The following is a 22487-nucleotide window of genomic DNA, read 5'->3' as shown; positions in this document are numbered from 1 at the left end:
ACGAACGAGCACACCATGATCCTGATAGTCATCGATTCACTCGAGCGCTACTACTTCGCCACCCGCCTGGTAAGCGCGGTCCGGCACGAGTATGAGTTCGCATTCCTGACAAGCGAACCCGTCGCGCATCTCGGCCTGCTGCTGGGCGGCTACCGGTCGGTGTACCTGAACCGGCTGATGCCGATCGACGTGGCCGACGGCCAGCCGGCCGACCGCACGCCGTACCAGCTGTCGATCGAGGTGCTGAACGGGCAGATGACGGAGGCCCGCGCGAAGCGCGAGTCGGCGGCGATCTTCCAGATCGCGTCGGAAGTCCTGCGCGGCCTGCGGATCGAGCAGTGCGTGATGTGGAACGGGCAGCAACTGGTGTGTCGCGCGGTGCGACAGGCATGCACGGCGTACGGCGTGGCGACCCGCTTCATCGAGATCTCGAATCTGCCGGGCAAGCTGTTCGTCGACCCGCTGGGCGTCAATGCGCTGTCGACGATCAGCCGGAATCCCGATGTGATCGATCGCCTGCCGCTGCCCGACGCGCAGACGCATGCGCACTGGCTGTCGACCTACGAACGCGACAAGCGGATGCCGCTGCCGCAGGCCAGAACGTCGCTCGCGCGCAAGGCCACGTCCGCGACCAACTATGTGCTGAAGGCGCTCAGCGGTGGGGTCGCCCGGCGGCGCCTGGCCAGCGTGCGCGCGCGCAACGGGATGCCGGCGCCGCGACAGGCCACGTACCTGTCGGCCGACACGCTGTCGGCCTGCCGCTATGTGTTCCTGCCGCTTCAGGTGTCCGGCGACACGCAGATCAAGCTGCATTCGGACGTCGGCAATCTCGATGCGATTCGCCATGCGTTCGAGTTCGCGGCGAACGAGAGCGCCGACCTGTTCGTGAAGCTTCACCCGGCCGAGACCGACGCGGCCGAGATCGACGCGATCGTGCGCCTGCAGGAGACCTATCAGTTCGAAATCGTCACGTCGCCGACGACGGACCTGCTCAGGCACGCGTATGCGGTCGTCACGATCAATTCGACGGTCGGGCTGGAGGCGATGCTGTACGGCAAGCGCGTGGTGTCGCTCGGCCGCTGTTTCTACAAGGAGTTCGACCGCGACCGGCTGCTGAAGTACATCCATTCGTTCCTGATCGATGGAATCGATTACTTCGGCGCCGGGCGGATCCCCGCCGAGGCGGCGCGGCGCGTGTTCGCGAGGCGGCACTGACATGGCCGTCACGTTGCGACAGACCGCCGACGCGATCGCCGAAGACTGCCGCCGCAATGCGTTCGTCAAGACGCGCAGCGTCGTGGTCTTCTACCGGATCGTGCATTACCTCGCGTGCAGAAGCCCGCTCACGCTGCTGGCCGGCGCGCCGCTCATCCTGCTGTACATCGTGCTGTGCGACTGGCTGATGGGCATCGAGATTCCGGTGAAGACGAAGATCGGCAAGGGGCTCACGATTTATCACGGTACGGGCCTCGTGATCAACGGGTATGCGGTGATCGGCGACTACTGCACGCTGCGACACGGCGTGACCATCGGCAACACCCTCCTGAAGGACGGCACGATCAGCGGCGTTCCGACGATCGGCGACCACGTGGAGTTCGGCGTTCACAGCGTCGCGCTTGGCGCGATTCGGGTCGGCGACCGTGCGCGGATCGGCGCTGGAGCGGTGGTGCTGACCGACGTGCCGGACGGCCGCGTCGCCGTCGGCGTTCCGGCGCGCATCCTCGACAACGGACAGGAACCGAAATGAAAGTGTTCATTCTGCATCCCGGCAAGGCGAACTATCCGGAGATCGCCGCCTACGGGCGTTGCCTGCGCGCGCATGGATTCGAGGTATTCGACGGCGACCTCGATGCCTACGCGCGTTTTCCGGATCGGGACGGGTGCGTGCTGTGGTGCATCATGGGCTTCTATCGTGCGTTGCCGCCCGCGAAGTTCGTGATTCACGACTATCGCTCGCTGTCGGTCGGCCGGCTCGCGGCCGTCAAGGACTACATGAAGCGGATGCTCAATGTCCGGCCCGATCTGCGGATTTTCCAGAACGAGCGCATGCGCGACGCGATGGCGTTTCGCGACGACGTGCGATCGTTGCTGTTGCCGATGGGCGTGCCCGACTGGATCTTCGATCCGGCGGGCACCGATGGCGAGGTCGCCGCCCGGGGCGACGCCGGCGCCGATGCCGACGCCGTGCGTACACCGTCCGGAAGGTTCTGCTATATCGGTGAAATGAGCCGTGAACGCGGCTTTCACAAGGTGCTGGCCGCCTACCGCGACGCGCGGCGCGACGCGACGGACACGCTCGTGCTGGTCGGCCAGCCGGAACCCGAAATCCGCGCGGCGTTCAGCGATACGCCCGGCATCCGGTTCGTCGGCCGCGTGCCGCAGCCCGACGCGCTGCGCATCGTTCGCGACAGCGAATACGCGGTGTGCTTCTTTCCGTATCACCGGCCGCATTGCTTCCAGACGCCGACGAAGCTGCTCGAATACGCGTCGCTCGGCAAGAAGATCGTCTGCAACGACGCGCCGTCGAACGTGCGCACTGCGAACGAGCTCGGCATCCAGTGCCACGTCACCGGCGCGACGATCTTCGACGAACTGTTTCCGCTGTCGCGAATCCGCGCGAGCCGCCCCGACCCGGCCACGATGCAGTCGCTCGAATGGGGGCGCGTGATCGAGCGGTCGGGCGTGCTCGCGTATATCGATGCGGCCGCGGGGCGCGGGCCGGGTATCTGAGGGCGGGACATGAATGCGTTTTCATTGTTTGCGGTTCGCGGTCACGAGCGCGTGATACTGCCCGGTGCAATGGTGCTCGGCGGGGCGTTCGCGCTGCTGTTTTCGTTCGGCGCCTTCTATTTCTACCTGCTGTTTCTGGTGCTGGCCGGGGCTGAGCGAAAGCCGGACCGATTCCTGGTGCTGGTTGCGTGCGTCGGCGCCGTCATCGTGATGGGTCCGCTGATCGCGCTCAAGTTGCCGTTCCAGGACGGTGGCAACGACAAGCTTCAGTATCTCGACTTCATGTACAAGATGCAGTCGCTCGGAATCTGGCAGTACATGATCCGGCAACCGGAGATCGTGTCGTTCTCCGTTCTGCATGGTGCCGCGAGCCTGGTCGGCGTAACCGACACCGCGTTCCTGCTGATTTTCGTCGTGTTCTTCTCCTGGCTGCTGGTCGTGATCTGGCGTGAGCAATACCAGGCGATTCCGCTGTTTCTGGTGCTGTTGCTGTCTTCGTCGTCGTTTTTCGGCACGTACGGCAACCTGATGCGGCAATCGATGGCATTTCCGCTGCTGTTCATGGCCATGTTCTCGGCGAGCAGACGCAAGGCGAGTCTGGCCATCGTGCTGGCCGGCCTGACGCATATCCCGTCGCTGATCGTGGGCGTCCCGTTCTTGCTCTATCGGTGGTTCGGCCGGATCGCAATCTGGTGTTCGCTTGCGTTGACCGCGATCACGATCGTCGTATCGAAGCTGGCGCCGGGACTGTTCGCCGCGTCCGGCAACGACGATTCCTATCTGTCGAACAAGATCAACCTCTACTCGACGTGGGATACCTACAGCATTGCCGGGGTGGCGGCCGTGGCGTTCGCGATCTTCCTCCTTAGCAACGGACTGTGGCGTCGACGGGAAAAGTGGTGGCGGGGCAGTGCGGAAAGTGCGCATCACGGCCTGCGGCACTGCCTGGTCATGATGAACTTCGCCGCGCTGGCGCTGGTGGCGACCTCCGATCTGACGAAGGTGTTCGAGCGCATCTACATCTATTTCTTCGTGGTCGCGCTGATGTATCTGTCGTTATGCATGGTGCATGTGCGCCGGGGCCCGTTCAAGGCGCTGATCCTGCTCGTTGCCGTGGCCTACGGCGTGTACGGATTCGCGAAGAACCTGTCGATCCAGCCGTTGCTCTATGCGGGTGACCCGATCGCGTTCCTGACCGCCAGCCTGTTCGGGATGTACAGCCATTTCATGTAACGGATGCCAATGAAAATCGCTCATTTAGTCGAATCCAGCGCCACGGGCACATTGTCGATGGTGTGCCTGATAGCGAATCGCCTTGCTCGCGAAGGTCACGACGTGCATGTCATCTACTCGGTGCGACCGGATACGCCGCCCGGGCTGGCCGCGATGTTCGATGCGCGGGTTTCGTTGCGCCACGTCCAGATGAAGGGCGAGGGTCTGCTGCGGACCGTGGGTCGGCTGCGCACGACGCTCAACGAGATCGGCCCCGACGTCGTGCACCTGCATTCGTCGTTCGCCGGCTTTCTCGGGCGGCTGTCGACGCTGTTTGCGTTGCCGAAGGCGGCGTTCTTTTACAGCCCGCACTGCATTTCATTCATGCGCCGCGATATCTCGGCAGTGAAGCGTCTGGCGTTCGTCGGACTGGAGTGGATCGCGTGCGTCCGGAAGTGCCTTTACGTCGCGTGCTCGGAAAGCGAAGGCCGGGCAATCCGCGTATGGCTTCGTCAGCCGGTGGTGGTGGTCGAGAATGCCGTGGGCGACACCCCGTCGTCCGCGCGTTCGGGCGCCGCCGGGCGGTCGGTGGACGGCCCCCCGTGCGTGGTGACCGTCGGCGGCGTCCGCGCGCAAAAAAATCCCGGGTTGTTCGCGCAGATCGCGCACGGCATGCGCGCGAGCGGCACGCGCTTCGTCTGGATCGGCGACGGCGACGATGCATGGAAGGCGCGGCTGGCCGACGCCGGCGTCGAGGTAACCGGATGGTTGCCGCACGACGAGGTGGCGCGCCGGCTCGGCGGTGCGGACGTGTACCTGTCGACGTCGTCGTGGGAGGGCATGCCGGTGTCGGTCATCGAGGCGATGCTGGCCGGACGGCCCGTCGTCGTGTCCGACTGCGCCGGCAACGTGGATGTCGTGCGCCATCTGCAGACGGGCGCGATCTACGCGACGGCGGCCGACGCGGTCGCGTGGCTGGAGCGCCTCGCCGGCGACGCCGCGCTACGCCGGGAGCTGGGCCGGCGGGCGAGCAGCGAGGCGCGACAGCGTTTCGGCGAGGAACGCTTGTTCGGAGAGCTGGCGCCGCTCTATGCTGCACGGGCGACTCGCTGACAACAACCATCGGCTGCGATCGACCGACGCAATTGCGCGGCGTCCGCTGCGTCGCAACACGAACAAGGCCGATCCAATTTCGTGGAGAAATGTATGAATGTATCGATCACGCCTGACGTCACGGTCGGCAACAGCCTGCCGTTCGTCCTCTTCGGCGGCCTCAACGTGCTCGAGAGCGTCGAGTTCACGCTCGACGTCTGCGGCACGTTCGTCGAGGTCACGCGCCGTCTCGGCATACCGCTGGTGTTCAAGGCTTCCTTCGACAAGGCCAACCGTTCGTCGATCCACTCGTATCGCGGCGTGGGATTCGACGAAGGGCTCAGGATCTTCGACGAAGTCAAGCGCCGGTTCGGCGTGCCGGTCATCACGGACGTGCATGAAGTGTGGCAGGCCGAGCCGGTCTCGCATGTCGTCGACGTGCTGCAGGTGCCGGCATTTCTCGCGCGCCAGACGGATCTCGTCGTCGCGATCGCGCAGACCGGCAACCCGGTCAACATCAAGAAGCCGCAATTCATGAGCCCGACGCAGATCGAGCACGTCGTATCGAAGTGCCGCGAGGCCGGCAACGAGCGCGTGATCCTGTGCGAGCGCGGCTCGTCCTTCGGGTACGACAATCTCGTCGTCGACATGCTCGGCTTCCGCCAGATGCGCGATGCGACGGGCGACTGCCCGGTGATCTTCGATGTCACGCACAGCCTGCAGATGCGCGATCCGCGCGGCGCCGCATCGGGCGGCCGGCGGCGGCAGGTGCTCGATCTCGCGCGCGCCGGGATGGCGGTCGGGCTGGCCGGGCTGTTCCTCGAAGCGCATCCGGACCCCGACCACGCGCGCTGCGACGGCCCGAGCGCGCTGCCGCTCGCGCTGCTCGACCCGTTCCTGCAGCAGGTGAAGGCGGTCGACGATCTGGTCAAGCGGCTTGCGCCGCTCGAGATCCGGTGAGCGGCGCGATGTATTGCGGGGCGGTGCGCCTGGTGCTGTTCGACGTCGACGGCGTGCTGACCGACGGCTTGCTGCACGTGACGGCCGACGGCGAGTTCATGAAGAGCTTTCACGCGCACGACGGCGTCGCGGTCGCGCTGCTGCGCGCGCACGGCATCCGCAGCGGCATCCTGTCGGGCAAGCACAGCGGCGCGCTGACGTGGCGGGCGGCGCAGCTCGGCGTCGACGTGCTGGTGACCGGCTGCGACGACAAGGCCGCCGGTTATGCGGACATCAAGGCGCGGCAGCGGATCGACGACCGCGAGATCGCGTATGTCGGCGACGACGTGAACGATCTGGCGGTCATCGAACGCGTCGGCGTGTCGTATGCGCCGGCCGATGCGCATCAGCTCGTCCGCGCGCGCGTCGACCATGTCGCGCGCACGGCCGGCGGCCGCGGCGTGGCGCGCGAGGTGGCCGAACATCTGCTGACCGGTGCCGGGCTGTCGCTCGACGACGCCTATCGGCCGTTGCTCGAACAATGGAGCGGTCATGACGTCGTGCAATAAAGGGCGCCCCGTGCGCGTCGTGATTCCGGCCCGGTACGGTTCGACGCGACTGCCGGGCAAGCCGCTCGTCGATCTGGACGGCGAGCCGATGATCGTCCGCGTGCACGCGCGCGTGCGCCGCGCGCTGCCTGATACCGACATCGTCGTCGCGATCGACGACGCACGCATCGCGGCGGTGCTCGACGCACGCGGCATCCGTTTCGCGATGACCGATACCGGTCACGCGTCCGGCACCGACCGCGCGGCGGAAGTCGCGCGTGTGTTCGGCTGGCGCGACACCGATGCGGTGCTCAACGTGCAGGGCGATGAACCGCTGGTGCCGACGGCGCTGCTCAAGGCATTCGCCGGCTTCTGCGGCGCGGCGCCGGACCTCGGGGTCGCGACGGTGGCCTGCCCGGTCGGCGATACCGCGCTGCTCGACGAGCCGGCCATCGTCAAGCTCGTCGTCGATTCCCGCAGTCGTGCGCTGTACTTCTCGCGCGCCGCGATTCCGTTCTGCCGCGACGGCCGGCCGGTCAGCGCGAGCGGTTCGAACCGCGGCGCGTTCCTGCGGCATATCGGCCTCTACGGCTACTCGAACGCGGCATTGCAGGCGCTCGCGAGCGCGACGCCATGCGAACTCGAGCAGCTGGAAATGCTCGAGCAGTTGCGCGCGCTCTGGCTCGGCATGCCGATCGACGTGATGCGCTGGCACGATGCGCCGCCTGCCGGCATCGATACACCCGACGACGTCGCCCGTGTCGTCTCCCTTCTCAAACGGCAAACCCATGATGCAACAGAACCATATTGAGTCCGCCCGGCAAGTCTTCGAGATCGAGTCGCGCGCATTGGCCGGCGTTGCCGCGCGGCTCGACGCGAATTTCGACGACGCGGTCGGGATCATCCTCGGGTCGCGCGGCCGTGTCGTCGTGTGCGGCATGGGCAAGTCCGGCATCGTCGGCAGGAAGATCGCCGCGACGTTGTCCAGCACCGGAACGCCCAGCTTTTTCATGCATCCGGGCGAGGCCTATCACGGCGATCTGGGCATGGTGACGCCGGACGACACGTTTCTCGCGATTTCGAATTCTGGAGAAACGGACGAGGTGATCAAACTGATTCCGTTCCTGCGCAGCAACGGCAACGACCTGATCGCGCTGACGGGCAATCCGGCGTCGACGCTCGCGAGCGCCGCGCGCGCCCATCTCGACATCGGCGTCGAGCGCGAGGCGTGCCCGCTGCAACTCGCGCCGACTGCGTCGACGACGGCGACGCTCGCGATGGGCGATGCGCTGGCGGTGACGCTGATGCGGGCGCGCGGCTTCCAGCCGGAACACTTTGCCCGCTTCCATCCGGGCGGCTCGCTAGGCCGCCGGCTGCTGTCCACGGTCGACGACGAAATGGCGTGCCGGGATTTGCCGTTCGTGACGGAGGACACGTCGACACTGGACATGCTGGATGCGATGACGCGCGGGCGGCTCGGGCTCGCGATCGTGAAGCGGCGCGCCGGCTGGGGCATCGTGACCGACGGCGATATCCGTCGCGCGATCGAGCGGCATGGCGATGGCGTATTGCGGCGCACGGCAGCCGACATGATGTCGATCGAGCCGTCCACGGTGCGGCCCGGCACGCGGGTCGAGGATGCATTGCTGCTGATGCAGCAGCAGCGGATCGGCGCGTTGCTGGTGGTCGACGGCGGCGATGTCGTCGGTGTGTTCAAGAAATAGGCGCTGCCGTCATGACCCTACCCACGCTTGCCTTTCGAACGAAACGGGCTGCCGCAATCATGCTTGCCATGGCCGCGATGTGCTGCAGTTCGTGCGCGCAGTATCCCGCCCGGCCGCGACCGCAGTCCGCCCCGCCGGGCATCGTGATTGCGCACAGTCCGGCCTCGAGTCGGGTCTATCTCGGTTCGCCGACGCTCGCGATCCTGGCGGACGGAACGTACGTGGTCGCGCATGACACATTCGGTGCGGGGTCCGCGCAAAACACCGAGACGTTGTATGCGTCACGTGACCGCGGTCGTTCCTGGCGGAAGCTGGGCGAGCTCCGCGGGCAATACTGGTCCTCCCTGTTTGTCGATGGCCAGGGGCTGTACATCATCGGGACGAGCGGGTTCTCGGGTGTGCCGGTGATTCGGCGTTCGCTCGATGGCGGGAAGACGTGGAGCGTACCGCGCGATGGCGACAGCGGCGTGCTCGCGAACGCCGGCCGGTATTTCACCGCGCCCGTGCCGGTGGTGGTCGCGAACGGCCGCATCTGGCGGACGATGGAAGCGGTGGAGCAGACCGGCATCTCGCCGTTCATGATGTCGGCACCGGTCGGCAGCGATCTGCTGAAGGCCGACAGCTGGACATTCAGCAATCGCCTTGCGCCGAATCCGGGATGGCTCGGCGGAAAATTCGGCGGCTGGCTCGAGGGCAACGCGGTGGCGAGGCCGGACGGGAGCGTGGTGAATGTATTGCGCGTCTATTACAACGCGCTGCCCGAGCGCGCGGCGATCGTGACGGTCAACGCCGATGGCACCGCGGCCCGCTTCGATGTGGCCGCCGGATTCGTCGACATGCCCGGTGCCGGCAAGAAATTCACGATTCGTTTCGATCCTCGCACGAAACTCTACTGGTCGCTGAGCAACGCCGTCACCCATCTCTATCGGGGCAACAACTACGAACGCGCGCGCAATGCCGTGGCGCTGATTTCGTCGCCGGATCTCGTGCACTGGACAACGCGTCGCACGGTGCTGTCTCATCCGGACTGGAACAATCACGGCTTCCAGTATGTCGACTGGCAATTCGACGGGAACGATATCGTCGCGGTTGTGCGCACGTCGTTCGACGATCCGGAGGGCGGCGCGCATTCCCAGCACGATGCCAATTTCGTTACGTTCCATCGTATCGTCGATTTCCGTGACGGTCTGAGGGCCGACTAGCGCATGGCGATCCCGGCTGCACGGCGGATGCGGGCCGGGCAGGTGTCGCAGGCGGTCCGAACTTACCCCGCGATGCCGGGCAGGATAGTGCTTTCGTGCAAAGTGGCCAGGTGGAAGCGCCCACACAGAAACGGCGAATACAACTCGATCGCTGCCTGAATCGGCGCGTGACGGCCATACGCGACGGCCGACACGGCAAGCAGCGAACCGGCGGCGAGCGCGCGATACCGGGCGTCGATGCGCGGCACGCCATGTCGCAGCACGAACGACAGCGCGACCGCCGAGCCGACGATCCAGCCGGCGACGACTTCCGACGGCGTATGCGCTTCGTCGAATACGCGTGCGACGCCGATCAGCGCGCCGAGCGCGAGCCCGAGCGACAGCGACGTGCCCGGCCGCACGTTCGCGCAGCCGTGCAGTGCAAGCACGCATGTCATCGGCCATACCGCCGACGCGAGCATCGTGTGCCCGCTGATCACGCGGAAATCGATCGCGCGGATCTGTACGCCGCAGCCCGCGTACAGCATCTTGGTGACGCCGACCAGGACCATGCCCGCCGCGAGCATCAGCGCCCATGACGCCGCGTGACGCGGCCCGGTTGTCGACCGCGTCAGCCAGCCGATGCACACGACGGCAAGCGGCAACGTCATCGCCGCGTCGCCGAGATCGGAGACGGCTGTCCACATGAACGAGTCCACGCGTGTCGACCGTCAGGCGACCAGCAACGCCGACATGCGCGTCTCCAGATAGCTTTCGAAGTCCGCAGCCACTTCCGGGTGCCGCAGCGCGAACTCGACCGTTGCCTTCAGATACCCGAGCTTGCTGCCGCAATCGAAACGCGTGCCGTCGTAGCGGTGGGCGAGCACCTGCTCGTCCGTCAGCAGCGACTGGATCGCGTCCGTCAGCTGCAGTTCGCCGCCGGCGCCGGGCCGAAGCGCGCGCAGATGGTCGAACACCTTCGGCTTCAGCACGTAACGGCCCACGACGCCGAAATTCGACGGCGCCTTTGCCGGCTCCGGTTTCTCGACGATCCCGGACAGCTTGAACAGGTTGTCTTCCCAGCGTTTGCCGTCGATCACGCCGTACGACCTCGATTCGTCCGGCGCGATTTCCTCCACGCCGATCACCGACGCATGATAGTGATCGAATACGTCGATCATCTGGCGCAGCACCGGCGTCGGGCCGTCCAGCAGATCGTCGGCGAGGATCACCGCGAACGGCTGGTTGCCGACGAGCTTTTCCGCGCACAGCACGGCATGGCCGAGCCCCAGCGCTTCGGCCTGGCGAACGTAAAAGCAATCGACGTGGCTCGGCTTGATGCTGCGAACGAGGGAAAGCAGCTTGTCCTTGCCGCGCGCTTCGAGTTCGGCCTCGATCTCGTAGGATTTGTCGAAGTGGTCTTCGATCGCACGCTTGCTGCGGCCGGTCACGAAAATCATTTCGGTGATGCCGGCGTCGATGGCTTCTTCGACCGCATATTGAATGAGCGGCTTGTCCACGACAGGCAGCATCTCTTTCGGGCTGGCCTTGGTTGCAGGCAAAAATCGCGTGCCGAGACCTGCGACCGGAAATACGGCTTTCGTCACTTTCAACATGATTTCGGATTCCATCCGTTCAGGATTAGGACCAACGATACCGATGGCGGGCAATGCAGGAATGCAATCGTCGTTCGCCGGTGCTGTACCGCTCGCGCGAATGGTTCGCGCGTCGTCCGAAAATCGTATGGGCGTTCCGGTTTCGAATGGTGACCGAATCTAGGCTGAATCCGACAGCGATGAATCGCGAAATGAAATTGCCGATTTGTCGCGTGTCTGATGCCATCTAGGAATTGTCGGCATGAAGTCGACCGAATGACATAGATTCAGGCATCTATTACTGAACGGTTCGATAACGGCGCCGCGTTCGCGGCACACGGAATCGCCGTCGGCTCAGGAGCGGTCATGACCGGACAAGGCGATATCTTCGATGTAATTGCGGAATTCAACCGCGCGTATCTCGTGCTTGCACAGCGCATGCTGCGTATCGACCGCGAAGAGGGAAAGCGGCAATTAGGTATCTCGGATGAAATTGCCGCGTCCATCGTTTCGTTGACGCTGGAGCAGATCGATGAACTCGCGACCGGCGGCGAACTGGTCTGTGAATTTCGCGCCGAAAGCGCGCCGGGACGCGCGTGATCCGTTTTTCGGTTTCAAGCATGCGAGTTCCGGTCGTACCTTTTCATGACATTGCATCGTGAAAATCCGGCGGCCGTATTGTCGCGCCCGTTCGGTCTTTTATAACGCCGTAAAAATATGGAGGAATCGCATGACCGGTTATCGCGAATTGAAGGCGCAAGCCGACGAGTTGATGAAGCGCGTCGAGGAAGCGAGACTCGCCGAACTCGAGGCCGTCATCCACGAGGTTCGCACCCGGGTCGCCGAATATGGCCTGACAGTCGGACAGATATTCGGTCGCGCGGGCGGTGCCGGAAGACCGGCCGCGCGAAAGACCGCGGCAGCGCCGAAGTATCGTGATCCGAAGACCGGCGCGACGTGGAACGGGCGAGGTCGCGTGCCCGGCTGGATCAAGGGCGGGCGCCGCGAACGGTTCCTGATCGAGCGCAACCCGGCTTGAGCGCGTAGCGGCAAACCGGGCCGCGACGATCGGAGCGCGAGTCGTGAATCACGGGGATGCACCTATCGTCTGGATGCATCCACATCGATTCTGCACTGCGCGAACCGGACCGTGACACGGTACTCACGGTGCTCGCGCCCGATGCATGACCGGCGATCGTGCGACCGGCAATGGTCGAGAGGGCTGCTGGCCGTGCGACGGCGACGGCGCGTTGTGAACGACCGATCCTGGAGGCACGTTAGTCGAACGTGATGAACTGCGCCGACGACCAGACCTTGCTGTCGTTGCGCTGCCGTCCGAAGAAATACACGGGACGACATCCGAACGGCGCGTTGCCGGGGGCCACGTCGATGCTGCCTGCGAGATCGACGGGCAGCGGCTGGTCGGTCAGCCGCTCGACCGCGACGAACAGCTCGGTGCCGCCGAGCGCATGCGTTGCCGCGCCGCGCGCGAGCAGTTCCGCGCCGCTGATTTCAAAACGGAACGCAGGCGCATGCACGAACGGATTGCGCTGCAGCGGATCGCCGACCTTCGCGAAGCTGTCGATCGTGCCTTCGATGACGATCGTCGCGCCGGCGAGATTGCCGATGTCGAGCTCGATGCTGTCTGCGTCGCCATAGGTATCGCTGCGGAACTCGACGTCGGTCGCGCCGGTGCGCCATGCCGATTCCTCGACATGCTCGAAGCCGTGCGATCCAAAACGGTGAATCGTGCCGTTGCCGATGCGGATCCGGCCGCGCCACGCGGCCCAGCGGTAACGGTCGCGGATGCGCGCGCCGCCCCAGCGGATACGAATCAGGCGATCGGCGTAGCCGAGTTCCGCATGCAGGTTGCGTTCCCACAGCAGCCCTTCGTGATCGTACGCAGCCACGTATTCCCAGCCTGACTGGCCAAGCAACCGGTAGTCGAGCCGCGCCGGCCCGCGGTGCGTAAACGCGTCGCCTTGCCAGTGATCGCCGCAACGCACGAGCAGCGCGCTGTGCTCGCCGGTGGTCGCCCACGTGCGGCGCGCGCGCAGCGCTTCGCCGACGCTCTTCCGGTCGAGCGCGGGCGCGAGCACGCCGGTCAGCCCGCCGTGCACGCCGAACACCTGCACACCGGGCGCGCCGCCGCCCGGCCGGCCGCGATGTTCGTCGCCGCTGGCCGCTACGCCAAGCCGGTAGCCGCGCGCGATCACGTCCTGGTACAGCCAGCCGAAATGCCCCCATGACGACGCGATCTCGACGAGCCGCTCGAGCTCCGGATGGTGCCAGTCGGGGATGTAGCGGCGGCCGCCGACATGCGGCATCACCAGATGCTGCGCGGCATCGTCCGCATACGCGTCCCACAGTTCCTCGACGGGCCAGCGGCCGAGTTCGACCGTATGGCCCTTCATGTCCTCGTTCCAGACGAGCGTGCGGTTGTGCTCGCCGCGCGCGTTGTACGGGAAGTCCGGCCGAGCGTCGCCGAGAAACACGACGTTGTGGTCGCCGCCTGCGGTCGAACTCCCGCACCATTCCTGCACGGGATAGACAACGAAGCGGCCCGGCTCGTTGAAGCGCTCGACCGCCTCGACACCGAGTTGCCAGTTTTCGTCGGTGATCTGGAAATCGTTCGCGGTATAACCGAGCACGTCGATGCCGCCGATGTCGCGTGCGTAGCGTGCGTTGTACTCGGGGCTGTTGGTGCCGACCGTGTCATGCGCGTGCACATGGAGATCCGCATACAGCGCGCGCGGCGCGGGCAGCGACGCGTCGACCGTGAGCCACGCTTCGGCCGCGCGCACGTCCGGCCGCGCGGGCATGTCGGCCACGATGCGCAGCGTGCCCGCATCGGTCGGCAGGTCGTCGAGCGCGCCGCTCGCGAACTCCGCGTCGGGCAGCGCGTGCTCGCGCCGGTAGACGGTTTCGCCGCGTGCGTCGTACGCGGTAACGCGTACCGCGCCGCCGACGTCGCGGCACGCGTTACCCCAGCGGTCCTGCAGCGACAGCCGGAACGGCGCGCGCGTGCCCGGCTGTACGAAGCGCGGGCCGTTCAGCAGCACGTCGGACGGCGCGCCGGCGCGGATGTCGATCGATACGTCGCCGGGCACCGCGACGAAGCGCGACGTGCCGAGCGGATCGACGTAGAGCCGGAACCGGAAGCTGTCCTCGGCGAAGGTCTGCACGCGCGTGCCGGGGCCGCGCCGACGGTCGCCGAGGCGAATCACGATCCGGTCGCCGGCATTCACGTAGCCGTCGACGATGTCGACGATCACGGCCTTCTGGAACGGCCGCTCATGCCCCTTCTGGTCGAAGCGCACGTTCAGCGCCTGCACGGTGGCCGGGCTCTGCCCCGGCACGAGCGGTGCCGCATGGTATTCGGCGCTGATGTAGTTCGCGGCGCTCGGGTCGCTCGTCTGGAACAGCGCCCAGTCGGAATAGAACTTGAAGGTGGCCTTCAGCCAGCCGCCGTCGGCGATGCCCGATGAGCCGACTTCATAGTCGAGCACGATTTCGTTCCACTCACCGGCTTCGAGATGCGTGACGTTGCAACGCACGCGCCCTGCAAACGGCAGACGCTTGTGGCGTTCGTACAGTCCGTCGGGCGCAACATGCGGGCCCAGGCGGTCGCGCAGCGCGGCGGCGCGGGCATCGACGGTATCGAGGATGTCGTTGGATTCGTTCATGGGGAATTCAATAAGGATGGCGATGGAATACAGGCGCTTCAATGCGAGAATGGCCAGGGCGCGCTCGCGTCCCAGACGGGGATGCCCATGTACGCGTACCACGGCGCGATCACGCAGAGGCCATAGCCGATCGCGATCAGCACCGACACCACACCGACCTTCGCGTAGTCGGCCGTCGAGAACGCGCCGCTGCTGTACGCAATGACGCCGGCGGTGATCTGCGTGGGCAGCAGGTACGCGAAGCTGTCGGTGTCGCTGACCAGCATCGTGAACGCGACCGGATGCAGCCCGAGGCGCGGCGCGAGGGCAAGCGCGATCGGCGCGATCATCGTGACGGCCGCGACGTTGGACAGCATGCCGATGCGGATCACGTGCGTGCCGAGCATCACGATCGCGATGGCCAGCCACCAGCCGTGCCCGCGCGCGGCGACATAAATGTGATCCGCGGCCCAGCTTGCCAGCCCCGACGAACTGATTGCCGCCGACAGCGACAGCGCGCCGGCCAACAGGAACAACGTGCCCCAGATCGTGCGCTGCTCGACCTCGGCCCAGCCGAAACGCAGCACGCCGGGCGCGAACAGCAGCGCGAGCGCGATCAGCGCGACGATTTCCGATGGCAGATGATGGAGCGGTTCGGTTGCCCACAGCACGGCGACGCCCGCGAACAGCGCAAGCACGATCGCGTCGTTGCGCGTGGCTGGCGGTTGCGCGCGACGCATGGCCGCGATCGCGCCGGGACCGCCGGGAATCGCGACCGCGCGAGAGCGGAAATAAAACTGCACCCAGCCCTGTGTGATCGCGAACATCCCGAGGTATGGCCACTGCAGCTTCAGCCACGTCAGATACGAGATCCGGATGCCGAGCTGCTTTTCGAGCAGCCCTGACACGACCATGTTGGGCAGGTGGGCCGTCAGGATACACATGCCGCTGATCATCGCGCCGTACACGAGCGTCTGGATCACGATCGCCTTGCGTGCGGCGCGCTCGCGCGGCGATTCGCCGAACAGCCGGACGATGCCGTTCGTGACCGGCAGCAACGTGGCGGCACGTGCGTTCGCGGCCGGCACGACGAGCGCCATCACGCAGTTCACCGCGAACATCGCCCAGATCACGCCGTTAGCCGTGCGAACTTTCAGGCGATCGAGCAGCAGCAATGCAATGCGTCGGTCGAGCCCGCACGCCTGCATGATCGCGGAGAACAGGAAGGCGGCGAGACACAGAAACACGACGGGCGCGGCGAAGCCGCTTGCCGCTTTCGGAAACGACGGGCTCGCGTGCGACAGCACGAGCAGCATCGGCAGCAGGATGCCGCTTACGCCGACGGGAATCGCGTCGGTGATCCACACGATCGCGACCCATGCGACGACCGCGAGTGTCGCCTTGCCTTCGGCGGAAAGATGCGCGGGCGCAGGCAACCACCAGGCGATCGCGAAGAACGCCAGCCAGGCTGCGGCGAAGCCGATCGCAGCACGCCACCGCGCGCCATGCGATCGGCCCGTCGCGTGCGGATCGGCGTGTCGCGCCGCCGGTTCGGCCCGTGGCGGCCGGCTTGCCTGCGCACCGTCCAGCGACGGCGTGCCGATTGCGTTTTCGGTCACTGGTATGCTCCCCGTGCGTCGGGCCCTGAAATGGCAGACCCGACCGTCTGTCGAGATGTAATAATACGTATTAATACAAGTTGAGCGATCCAATTGCTTTTCATATCGATATCGAAGATCGCGCATAGCGCGAGCCGAGCACGGAGAGGAACGACCGATGACGCTGGTGCGTGACGACACGACGTCGCTCTACGAGCAGATCGCGACGGCGCTGCGCGACGAGATCGAACGCGGCGTGTACGAGCCGACCGGCAAGCTGCCGTCAGAGGCCCAGTTGAGCGAGCGTTTTCAGGTGAGCCGCGTGACCGTCAGGCTCGCGCTCGATCGCCTCACCGACGCGCGCATCGTCGAGCGCAAGCAGGGCAAAGGGACCTTCGCCGCGAAGCAGCGGCTGCGGCATCGGCTCGACGTGCTGCGCGGGCTTCACGATTCGATCGCCGGGCAGGGCGCACGGGCACGGATGGAATTGCTGCGCATGGAAGCGTGCGACGTACCGCCGGGCTTGCGGCAGGCATTCGCCGCCGACGTCACGCGCTGCATTTATCTCGAGCGCCGGCACTGGGTCGACGACGAGCCTGTCGCGCTCGCGCAGACCTGCCTGCTGCCCGATGCGCGTACCTTCACCTTCGAGCAGGCCGAGAGGATGTCGACCTACGAGGTGTTGGAGACCTTGCTTGGCTGGCGCATCACGGATGCCGATATGTCGGTGACGGCCGTGGCCGCGCCGGACGATATCGCTGCCCAGCTAAAAACCGGAAAACACGCGCCGCTGCTCGTGTTGCGGCGGACGTCGCATCTGGCCGACGGCCGTACGTGTGAATCCACGGTGTTTCATATTCGGCCCGAGCGCTTTGATCTGGTGGTCCGCAGCGGTGTCGAAGCACGGTTTGTCGGTTGAAGCGTGCTTTCAGTCACGGATTGCGACGATGGCCCTCAGCGCAGTCGATCGATCGGGCAAGGCGCCCGCGTGTTTTCTAAATCACCTTTCGATCTAGATTTCGCACTTTTTATTCTTTCTCGGAATTTCACGGTTCTGTCATATTTCTGTGCACCGAATTCATCGGACCAGAAAAATGTCAAAGACCACCATCATCGCGACGATCGGGCCGGCGTCGAATACCGCTGAAACGCTGCTTGCGTTGTACCGTTCGGGCATGACCGTCGCGCGCCTGAACGGCTCGCACGGTTCGCTCGACTGGCATCGGACCACCATCGACCTGATCCGGCGGACCTTGCCGGATCTCCCGATCCTGCTGGATATTCCCGGGCGAAAAATCCGCACCGTGCAACTGCGCACGGAGCCGTCGTTCGTGACCGGCGGCCGGCTCGTGCTGACCACCGATCTGTCACACGACGGCAGCAGCAAGGTGCCGGTCAACTACGACCGGTTTCATCTGCAATTGCGCGCCGGGGTGCGCATCTATGCGGACGACGGCACGCTGTCGTTCGTGGTCGAGGCGGTGCGCGGACAGGACGTCCACGTCGTCGCGGAGACAACCGGCACGTTGAAGAGCCGCAAGGGCATCAACGTGCCGGCGGTCGATCTCGGGCAGGAACTCGTCACGTCCCGCGATCGGGAAATGGTCGCGTTCGCGAAGCACGCGGGCGTCGACTTCGTCGGGATCAGTTTCGTCGAATCGGCGGCACACGTGGCGGCGATTCGGGAATTGATCGACGCGCCGTCGCCACGCATCGTCGCGAAGGTCGAGAATCAGGGCGGTCTCGATCATCTCGACGAAATCGCCGGGGCGACGGACGTCATCATGATCGATCGCGGCGATCTGTCGGTGGAGACCAGCATCGATCATGTGTCGCTGTACCAGAAGCGGATCATCGCGGCCGCGCGGCAGCAGGGCAGGCCGGTCATCGTTGCGACCGAGCTGTTGCACAGCATGATAGAGAGCCCGTTGCCGACCAAGGCCGAGATCGGCGACGTCACGAATGCGGTGATCGACGGCGCATCGGCCGTCATGCTGTCCGGCGAAACCGCAGTCGGCAAGTTTCCGGTGGAAGCGGTGGCTCGGCTGCGCAGCATCGTCACGCTCGCCGAAGCCCATCGGCATGCGACGCTCCCGGAGGCGGGCGGGTTTGCCGCGGCACCGAACGATCTGCGCGCCGCGACGCTCGCGCTGACGCGCACGCTGCCGATTTCGAAGGTCGTCGTGTTGTCGCGCACCGGCTACGCGGCTCGGCTCGTGTCGATGGCCCAGGTGCGGCAGCCTGTCATCGCGGTCGGCAGGGATGCGGCGCTCGCGCGCAGCTGGAACCTGCTGCCCGGCACGACGGCGGTATTCCTGCCGGAGCTCGATCTGGCTGCGGAAGGCGCCGGCACCGCCGCGCTGAAGGCACTGTGGGAGGGCGGCCGGCTTCAGGTCGACGACGTCGTGCTCGTGGTGCTGGCCGCCAGCGACGACGCACAAGCGTCGCTGAGTTCGCTGCAAACCGTGCGCGTCGGCCAGCTTGCCGCGCAACTCGCATGGTCCGTAGACAGCGGCGTGGAGGCCTGACATGCACGATCCGCACCTGTTGGCCGGCATCGTCGTGCTGCTTGCGGTCGTACAGTCCGTGTTCGGCATGGGCATCCTCGTGTTCGGCACGCCGACGCTGCTGCTGATGGGATACGACTTCACGTCGGTGCTCGGCCTGCTGCTGCCCGCTTCCGTATCGATCTCGGCGGTTCAGGCGTGGTCCGCGCGACAGCGTCCGGTGCCGGCTGCCGAACGGCTCACGATGGCCATTTGCGCGATCGCGGTGCTCGTATCGCTTGCGATGCTGGTGCGGTTGAATCTGAAGGCGCGGGTCGACCTGCTGATCGGCGTCGCCATGCTGAGCGCCGCCGCGGTGCGGTATTCGTCGCGGCTGCAGACCGGGCTGCGCAAATTCGTTCACGCGCGCAGCCGGCTGTATGTCGGTTCGATGGGCGTCGTGCACGGGCTCACCAACATGGGTGGCGCGTTGCTCGCCGTGTACGCGGCCAGCCGATACGACGACAAGCATGCGATGCGCGCCGCGATCTCGCGCTACTACCTGCTGTTCGGTGCGATCCAGCTCGGGACGCTGGCGCTGCTGCGTCCGGAGGCGCTCGGCGTCCGGGGCGCCGTGATGGCACCGGTCGCAGTCGCGATCTACTTCGCGGTCGGCAACGTGCTGTTCACGCGAGCCCGTGCGCCGCTGTACGAACGCGCAATGACCGCATTCATCGGCGTCTATGGCGCGGTCGTGCTCGCGAAGACGCTGGTCTTCGCGTGACGGGAGCGCAACCGATGCAGAATGTCCTGGCCGCGCTGGTTCCGATCTTCGTGCTGATCCTGGCGGGATTCGTGCTGCGGCAGCGCCGCCTGCTGCCGGACGAATTCTGGCTGCCATGCGAAACGCTGAACTACTACTACATGTTTCCCGCGCTGATGTTCAGCCAGGTCGCGAAAGCCAATCTGACGCAGTTTCCGGTGCGGCCGATCGCGGTCGCGATCCTCGGTGCGGTGGCCGCGAGCGCGGCGCTGCTGTATGCGTGGCGAGCGTGGAGCCGGCAGCCGGGGGCCGTGTTTTCGTCGGTGATCCAGGGGGCGTTACGGCCCAATACGTATGTGGGTGTTGCCGCAGCCGCGGCGCTGTACGGGAGCGTCGGTCTCACGCTCACGTCGATCAGCATCGCGGTCGCGATTCCGCTGCTGAACGTCGCATCGATCATTATCCTGATGCACCACGGCCGTGGTGGCGCACCGTCGGCATGGCAGATCGGCGGCGCGCTGCTGAGGAACCCGGTCATCATGTCGGTCGTACTCGGCGCCGCGTTCAATCTCGGCGGGCTGGGTTTGCCGGGCGTGATGTCGAGCGTGCTGTCGATTCTCGGCGCCGCGTCGCTCCCGCTCGGACTGCTCGCGGTGGGAGCGGGCCTTGACGTGAAGGCCGCGAAGGCGGCGCGCGGCCCCGTGTTCCAGTCGTCGGTGATCAAGTTGCTGCTCGTGCCGCTGCTGACCTTCTGGATCGGTTTCAGCCTGGGCATCCGGGGCCCGGCACTCACGACGATCGTGTTGTTCAATTCACTGCCGTGTACGCCGTCCGCGTACATCATGGCGAAGCTGCTCGGCGGTGATCACCGGTTGTCCGCTGGCATCATTACCGTACAGACGGCGCTTGCGGCCGTCACGATGCCGTTGGTGCTGCTCGTGTTCCACGGCTGAACCGGATTCGCCGGAGCTGGCGTGGCGAATTGCAAAGGGCCGGCCAGGTTGCACTGACCGGCCTTTTGCATTGCCGAACGGCGAATCCTGCGATCGGGACCTTCCGGCGCGCATTCCGGCAGTCCGCAGCGGCCGGAGGCTGACGGACGGATATCGATTCCTCAAAACATTGGTAGGGCCGCGCGATGCCGGGCGGTAGAGTCGACGATCCGGTCGTGGACCGACCGCATCGGGAGCAGCAGGCGCAGCATGCGTCCGTCCCGGCGGAACGACGAACCTGGGAGGTGCCCGACATGAGCCGCGATGTGCTGTTTTCGCCGGAAGCAGGGTGTGCCGGCCCGAAGCATGATGGCGAACGTTTCGTATCGGCATCCGGGAGCGCGATCGAAGGGCTGTTCGCGAGCGATGACGAACGCGGCTTCGAATGCGAACGGCCGGTCGGCCGGCAGGGTTCGCCTGACCGGCATGGATGCCGATGGGCGCGATCGTGAGCGCAGTACGCGCAAATCGACCGCGCCGATCGCCGGCGCCGCCCGTCCTGAGTGCCGCCGGCATCGCGAAACGGTTCGACGCGACCGTCGCGCTGGCGGCGCTGGACCTGTCGATCGGCGCCGGTGAAGTCGTCGCGCTGATGGGCGCGAACGGCGCCGGCAAATCGACTTTCGTGAAGATCCTGAGCGGCGTGATCCGGCCCGACAGCGGCACGCTGACGCTGCGCGGCGCACCCTATCGGCCGGCTTCGCCGCACGCGGCGAAGCGGCTCGGCGTTGCCACCGTGCACCAGTCGGTCGCCGACGCCGTCGTGCCGACGCTGTCGATCGCCGACAACCTGTTGCTCGACCGGCTGTGCGATCCGGCCGCGCCGTGGCGCGTGCCGCCGGCCGCGCGGCGCGCTGCGGCGCGACCGCTCGCCGAGCGCGTCGGGCTCGACGCCGACCTGTCGGCGCCGCTCGCGTCGCTGTCGCTGGCCGATCAGCAGCGTGTGACCCTGGCGCGCGCGCTCGCCGGGCAGCCCGGCCTGCTGATTCTCGACGAGCCGACCGCGAGCCTGTCCGCGCCGGAAGCGGACAGGCTCTTCGGGCTGCTGGATGCGTTGCGCGACGACGGCGTCGCCATCCTGCTGGTATCGCACCGGCTCGGCGACTTGCGCCGCATGGCCGATCGCGTGGCGATCGTCCGCGACGGCCGGATCGTCGCCGATCTGGCCGCGCCGGTCGACCTCGATGCCGCGGTGGAAACGATGATCGGGCGGCCGTTGCCGCATGCGCGCGCGGCGGACGCGGGCCGTGCCGCGTCGTCGCCCGAAGCGGGCCTCAGCCTGCGGAACCTCCGGCTGTCGCCGGCCAGCGCGCCGTTCGATCTCGACGTCCGGCGCGGCGAGATCGTCGCGATCGCGGGCCCGGTCGGCGGCGGCAAGTCGCGCCTTGCCGGCGTGATCTTCGGCGCCGCGCGCCCGGCCGCTGGCGAGATGACGCTCGACGGCCGGCCGTGGCGGCCGTGCTCGCCGGCCGACGCCATTCGTGCAGGCGTGTTCCTGGCCGGCGAGGACCGCTGGCGCACGTCGCTGTTTCCCGACAGTGTGCCGTTCGCGTCGATCGCCGGCACGATCAGCTTTCCGTTCCTGTCTCGCTGGTTTACGGGCGGCGCGGTGCGGCCGGCCCGCGAACGCGCCGCCGCCGCGGCCGCGATCGCCGCTTTCGGCATCCGCTGCACGGGTCCGGACGACCGGCTGGTGCGCCTGTCCGGCGGCAACCAGCAGAAAGTCGTGCTCGCGCGCTGGCACGCGGAACGCGCGCGGCTGTTGCTGCTCGACGAACCGTTTCAGGGCATCGATGCCGGCGCGCGCGCCGATATCGTCGATACGCTGCGGCGCCACGCGCACGAGCGCGCGACGCTCGTGTTCGTCAGCGATCTCGAAGAAGCGGCCGAAATCGCCGATCGCATCGTGCGGTTCGATCGCGCCACGCTCGACCATCGCTTCCGTCTTCCTCCTGAGTGACC

The 22487-nt window shown here is 66.3% G+C and carries 21 protein-coding genes; 17 read left to right on the top strand and 4 right to left on the bottom strand.

All coding sequences use genetic code 11. The annotated features are described in order from the left end of the window. Positions 1–15 precede the first annotated feature (15 nt). The 10 genes from R9B84_RS19970 to R9B84_RS19925 all read left to right on the top strand — a co-directional run bounded on the left by R9B84_RS19970 (position 16) and on the right by R9B84_RS19925 (position 9447). Positions 16–1215, top strand: a complete 1200-nt coding sequence (locus R9B84_RS19970; protein WP_423760099.1) for a capsular biosynthesis protein — start codon at positions 16–18, stop codon at positions 1213–1215. 1 nt (position 1216) lies between these two features. Then, complete coding sequence (locus R9B84_RS19965; protein ID WP_423760098.1) at positions 1217–1747, top strand: serine O-acetyltransferase; 531 nt, start codon at positions 1217–1219, stop codon at positions 1745–1747. Beyond that, positions 1744–2730 (top strand): glycosyltransferase, encoded by a 987-nt coding sequence (locus R9B84_RS19960; RefSeq protein ID WP_423760097.1) that lies wholly within the window; start codon positions 1744–1746, stop codon positions 2728–2730. The genes R9B84_RS19965 and R9B84_RS19960 overlap by 4 nt, the downstream gene beginning before the upstream one ends. 9 nt (positions 2731–2739) lie before the next feature. Next, a complete protein-coding gene (locus tag R9B84_RS19955) occupies positions 2740–3963 on the top strand; it encodes an EpsG family protein (RefSeq protein ID WP_423760096.1) in 1224 nt (407 codons plus the stop codon). A 9-nt stretch (positions 3964–3972) separates the two neighbouring features. Beyond that, positions 3973–5055: a glycosyltransferase gene (locus R9B84_RS19950; protein ID WP_423760095.1), complete on the top strand. Its 1083-nt coding sequence runs from the start codon at positions 3973–3975 to the stop codon at positions 5053–5055. 93 nt (positions 5056–5148) lie between these two features. Further along, positions 5149–5994: a 3-deoxy-8-phosphooctulonate synthase gene (gene kdsA, locus R9B84_RS19945; protein WP_423760094.1), complete on the top strand. Its 846-nt coding sequence runs from the start codon at positions 5149–5151 to the stop codon at positions 5992–5994. Beyond that, a complete protein-coding gene (locus tag R9B84_RS19940; RefSeq protein WP_338641659.1) occupies positions 5991–6542 on the top strand; it encodes an HAD-IIIA family hydrolase in 552 nt (183 codons plus the stop codon). The genes kdsA and R9B84_RS19940 overlap by 4 nt, the downstream gene beginning before the upstream one ends. After that, positions 6526–7332: a 3-deoxy-manno-octulosonate cytidylyltransferase gene (kdsB, locus tag R9B84_RS19935; RefSeq protein WP_423760093.1), complete on the top strand. Its 807-nt coding sequence runs from the start codon at positions 6526–6528 to the stop codon at positions 7330–7332. The genes R9B84_RS19940 and kdsB overlap by 17 nt, the downstream gene beginning before the upstream one ends. Further along, positions 7310–8245 carry a KpsF/GutQ family sugar-phosphate isomerase gene (locus tag R9B84_RS19930; RefSeq protein ID WP_423760092.1) on the top strand — a complete coding sequence of 312 codons (936 nt, stop codon included), beginning with the start codon at positions 7310–7312 and terminating at the stop codon, positions 8243–8245. The genes kdsB and R9B84_RS19930 overlap by 23 nt, the downstream gene beginning before the upstream one ends. Before the next feature lie 59 nt (positions 8246–8304). Beyond that, on the top strand, positions 8305–9447 hold the full coding sequence (locus R9B84_RS19925; protein WP_423760091.1) for an exo-alpha-sialidase: 1143 nt from the start codon (positions 8305–8307) through the stop codon (positions 9445–9447). A gap of 62 nt (positions 9448–9509) precedes the next feature. Here the strand turns inward: R9B84_RS19925 and R9B84_RS19920 are convergent, their stop codons facing one another. Continuing rightward, the gene (locus R9B84_RS19920; RefSeq protein ID WP_423760090.1) at positions 9510–10133 is read right to left on the bottom strand and encodes a phosphatase PAP2 family protein; all 624 of its coding nucleotides are present in this window, start codon (positions 10131–10133) and stop codon (positions 9510–9512) included. A gap of 24 nt (positions 10134–10157) precedes the next feature. Next, complete coding sequence (gene galU / locus R9B84_RS19915; RefSeq protein ID WP_047904644.1) at positions 10158–11042, bottom strand: UTP--glucose-1-phosphate uridylyltransferase GalU; 885 nt, start codon at positions 11040–11042, stop codon at positions 10158–10160. 345 nt (positions 11043–11387) lie between these two features. Here galU and R9B84_RS19910 point away from each other — a divergent pair, with 345 nt between their 5' ends. Together R9B84_RS19910 and R9B84_RS19905 are read left to right on the top strand one after the other, a co-directional pair. Continuing rightward, complete coding sequence (locus R9B84_RS19910; protein WP_423760089.1) at positions 11388–11621, top strand: flagellar transcriptional regulator FlhD; 234 nt, start codon at positions 11388–11390, stop codon at positions 11619–11621. Between the two features lie 130 nt (positions 11622–11751). Then, entirely contained in the window at positions 11752–12060 is a 309-nt protein-coding gene (locus tag R9B84_RS19905; protein ID WP_423760088.1) for an H-NS histone family protein, read from the top strand. Positions 12061–12298: 238 nt separating this feature from the next. Here R9B84_RS19905 and R9B84_RS19900 read toward each other — a convergent pair whose 3' ends face one another. Further along, entirely contained in the window at positions 12299–14707 is a 2409-nt protein-coding gene (locus R9B84_RS19900) for a hypothetical protein (protein ID WP_423760087.1), read from the bottom strand. Between the two features lie 38 nt (positions 14708–14745). Further along, positions 14746–16305 (bottom strand): SLC13 family permease, encoded by a 1560-nt coding sequence (locus tag R9B84_RS19895; protein WP_423760086.1) that lies wholly within the window; start codon positions 16303–16305, stop codon positions 14746–14748. Positions 16306–16462: 157 nt separating this feature from the next. On the opposite strand from R9B84_RS19895, the gene R9B84_RS19890 reads away from it, so the two are divergent. From R9B84_RS19890 to R9B84_RS19870, 5 genes are all read left to right on the top strand, one after another. After that, positions 16463–17203, top strand: coding sequence for a GntR family transcriptional regulator (locus R9B84_RS19890; RefSeq protein WP_423760085.1), 741 nt, complete (start codon positions 16463–16465; stop codon positions 17201–17203). Between the two features lie 175 nt (positions 17204–17378). After that, complete coding sequence (pyk, locus tag R9B84_RS19885) at positions 17379–18812, top strand: pyruvate kinase (protein ID WP_423760084.1); 1434 nt, start codon at positions 17379–17381, stop codon at positions 18810–18812. A 1-nt stretch (position 18813) separates the two neighbouring features. After that, positions 18814–19554 (top strand): TSUP family transporter, encoded by a 741-nt coding sequence (locus R9B84_RS19880; protein ID WP_423760083.1) that lies wholly within the window; start codon positions 18814–18816, stop codon positions 19552–19554. A 14-nt stretch (positions 19555–19568) separates the two neighbouring features. After that, positions 19569–20486: an AEC family transporter gene (locus R9B84_RS19875; RefSeq protein ID WP_423760082.1), complete on the top strand. Its 918-nt coding sequence runs from the start codon at positions 19569–19571 to the stop codon at positions 20484–20486. Positions 20487–20973: 487 nt separating this feature from the next. Further along, positions 20974–22485 carry a sugar ABC transporter ATP-binding protein gene (locus R9B84_RS19870; protein ID WP_423760081.1) on the top strand — a complete coding sequence of 504 codons (1512 nt, stop codon included), beginning with the start codon at positions 20974–20976 and terminating at the stop codon, positions 22483–22485. The last annotated feature ends 2 nt before the right edge of the window (positions 22486–22487 follow it).

Source organism: Burkholderia sp. NLJ2 (assembly GCF_049487195.1).
Classification (GTDB): Bacteria; Pseudomonadota; Gammaproteobacteria; order Burkholderiales; family Burkholderiaceae; genus Burkholderia; species Burkholderia pyrrocinia.
This window is presented reverse-complemented; position numbering and strand designations above follow the sequence as displayed.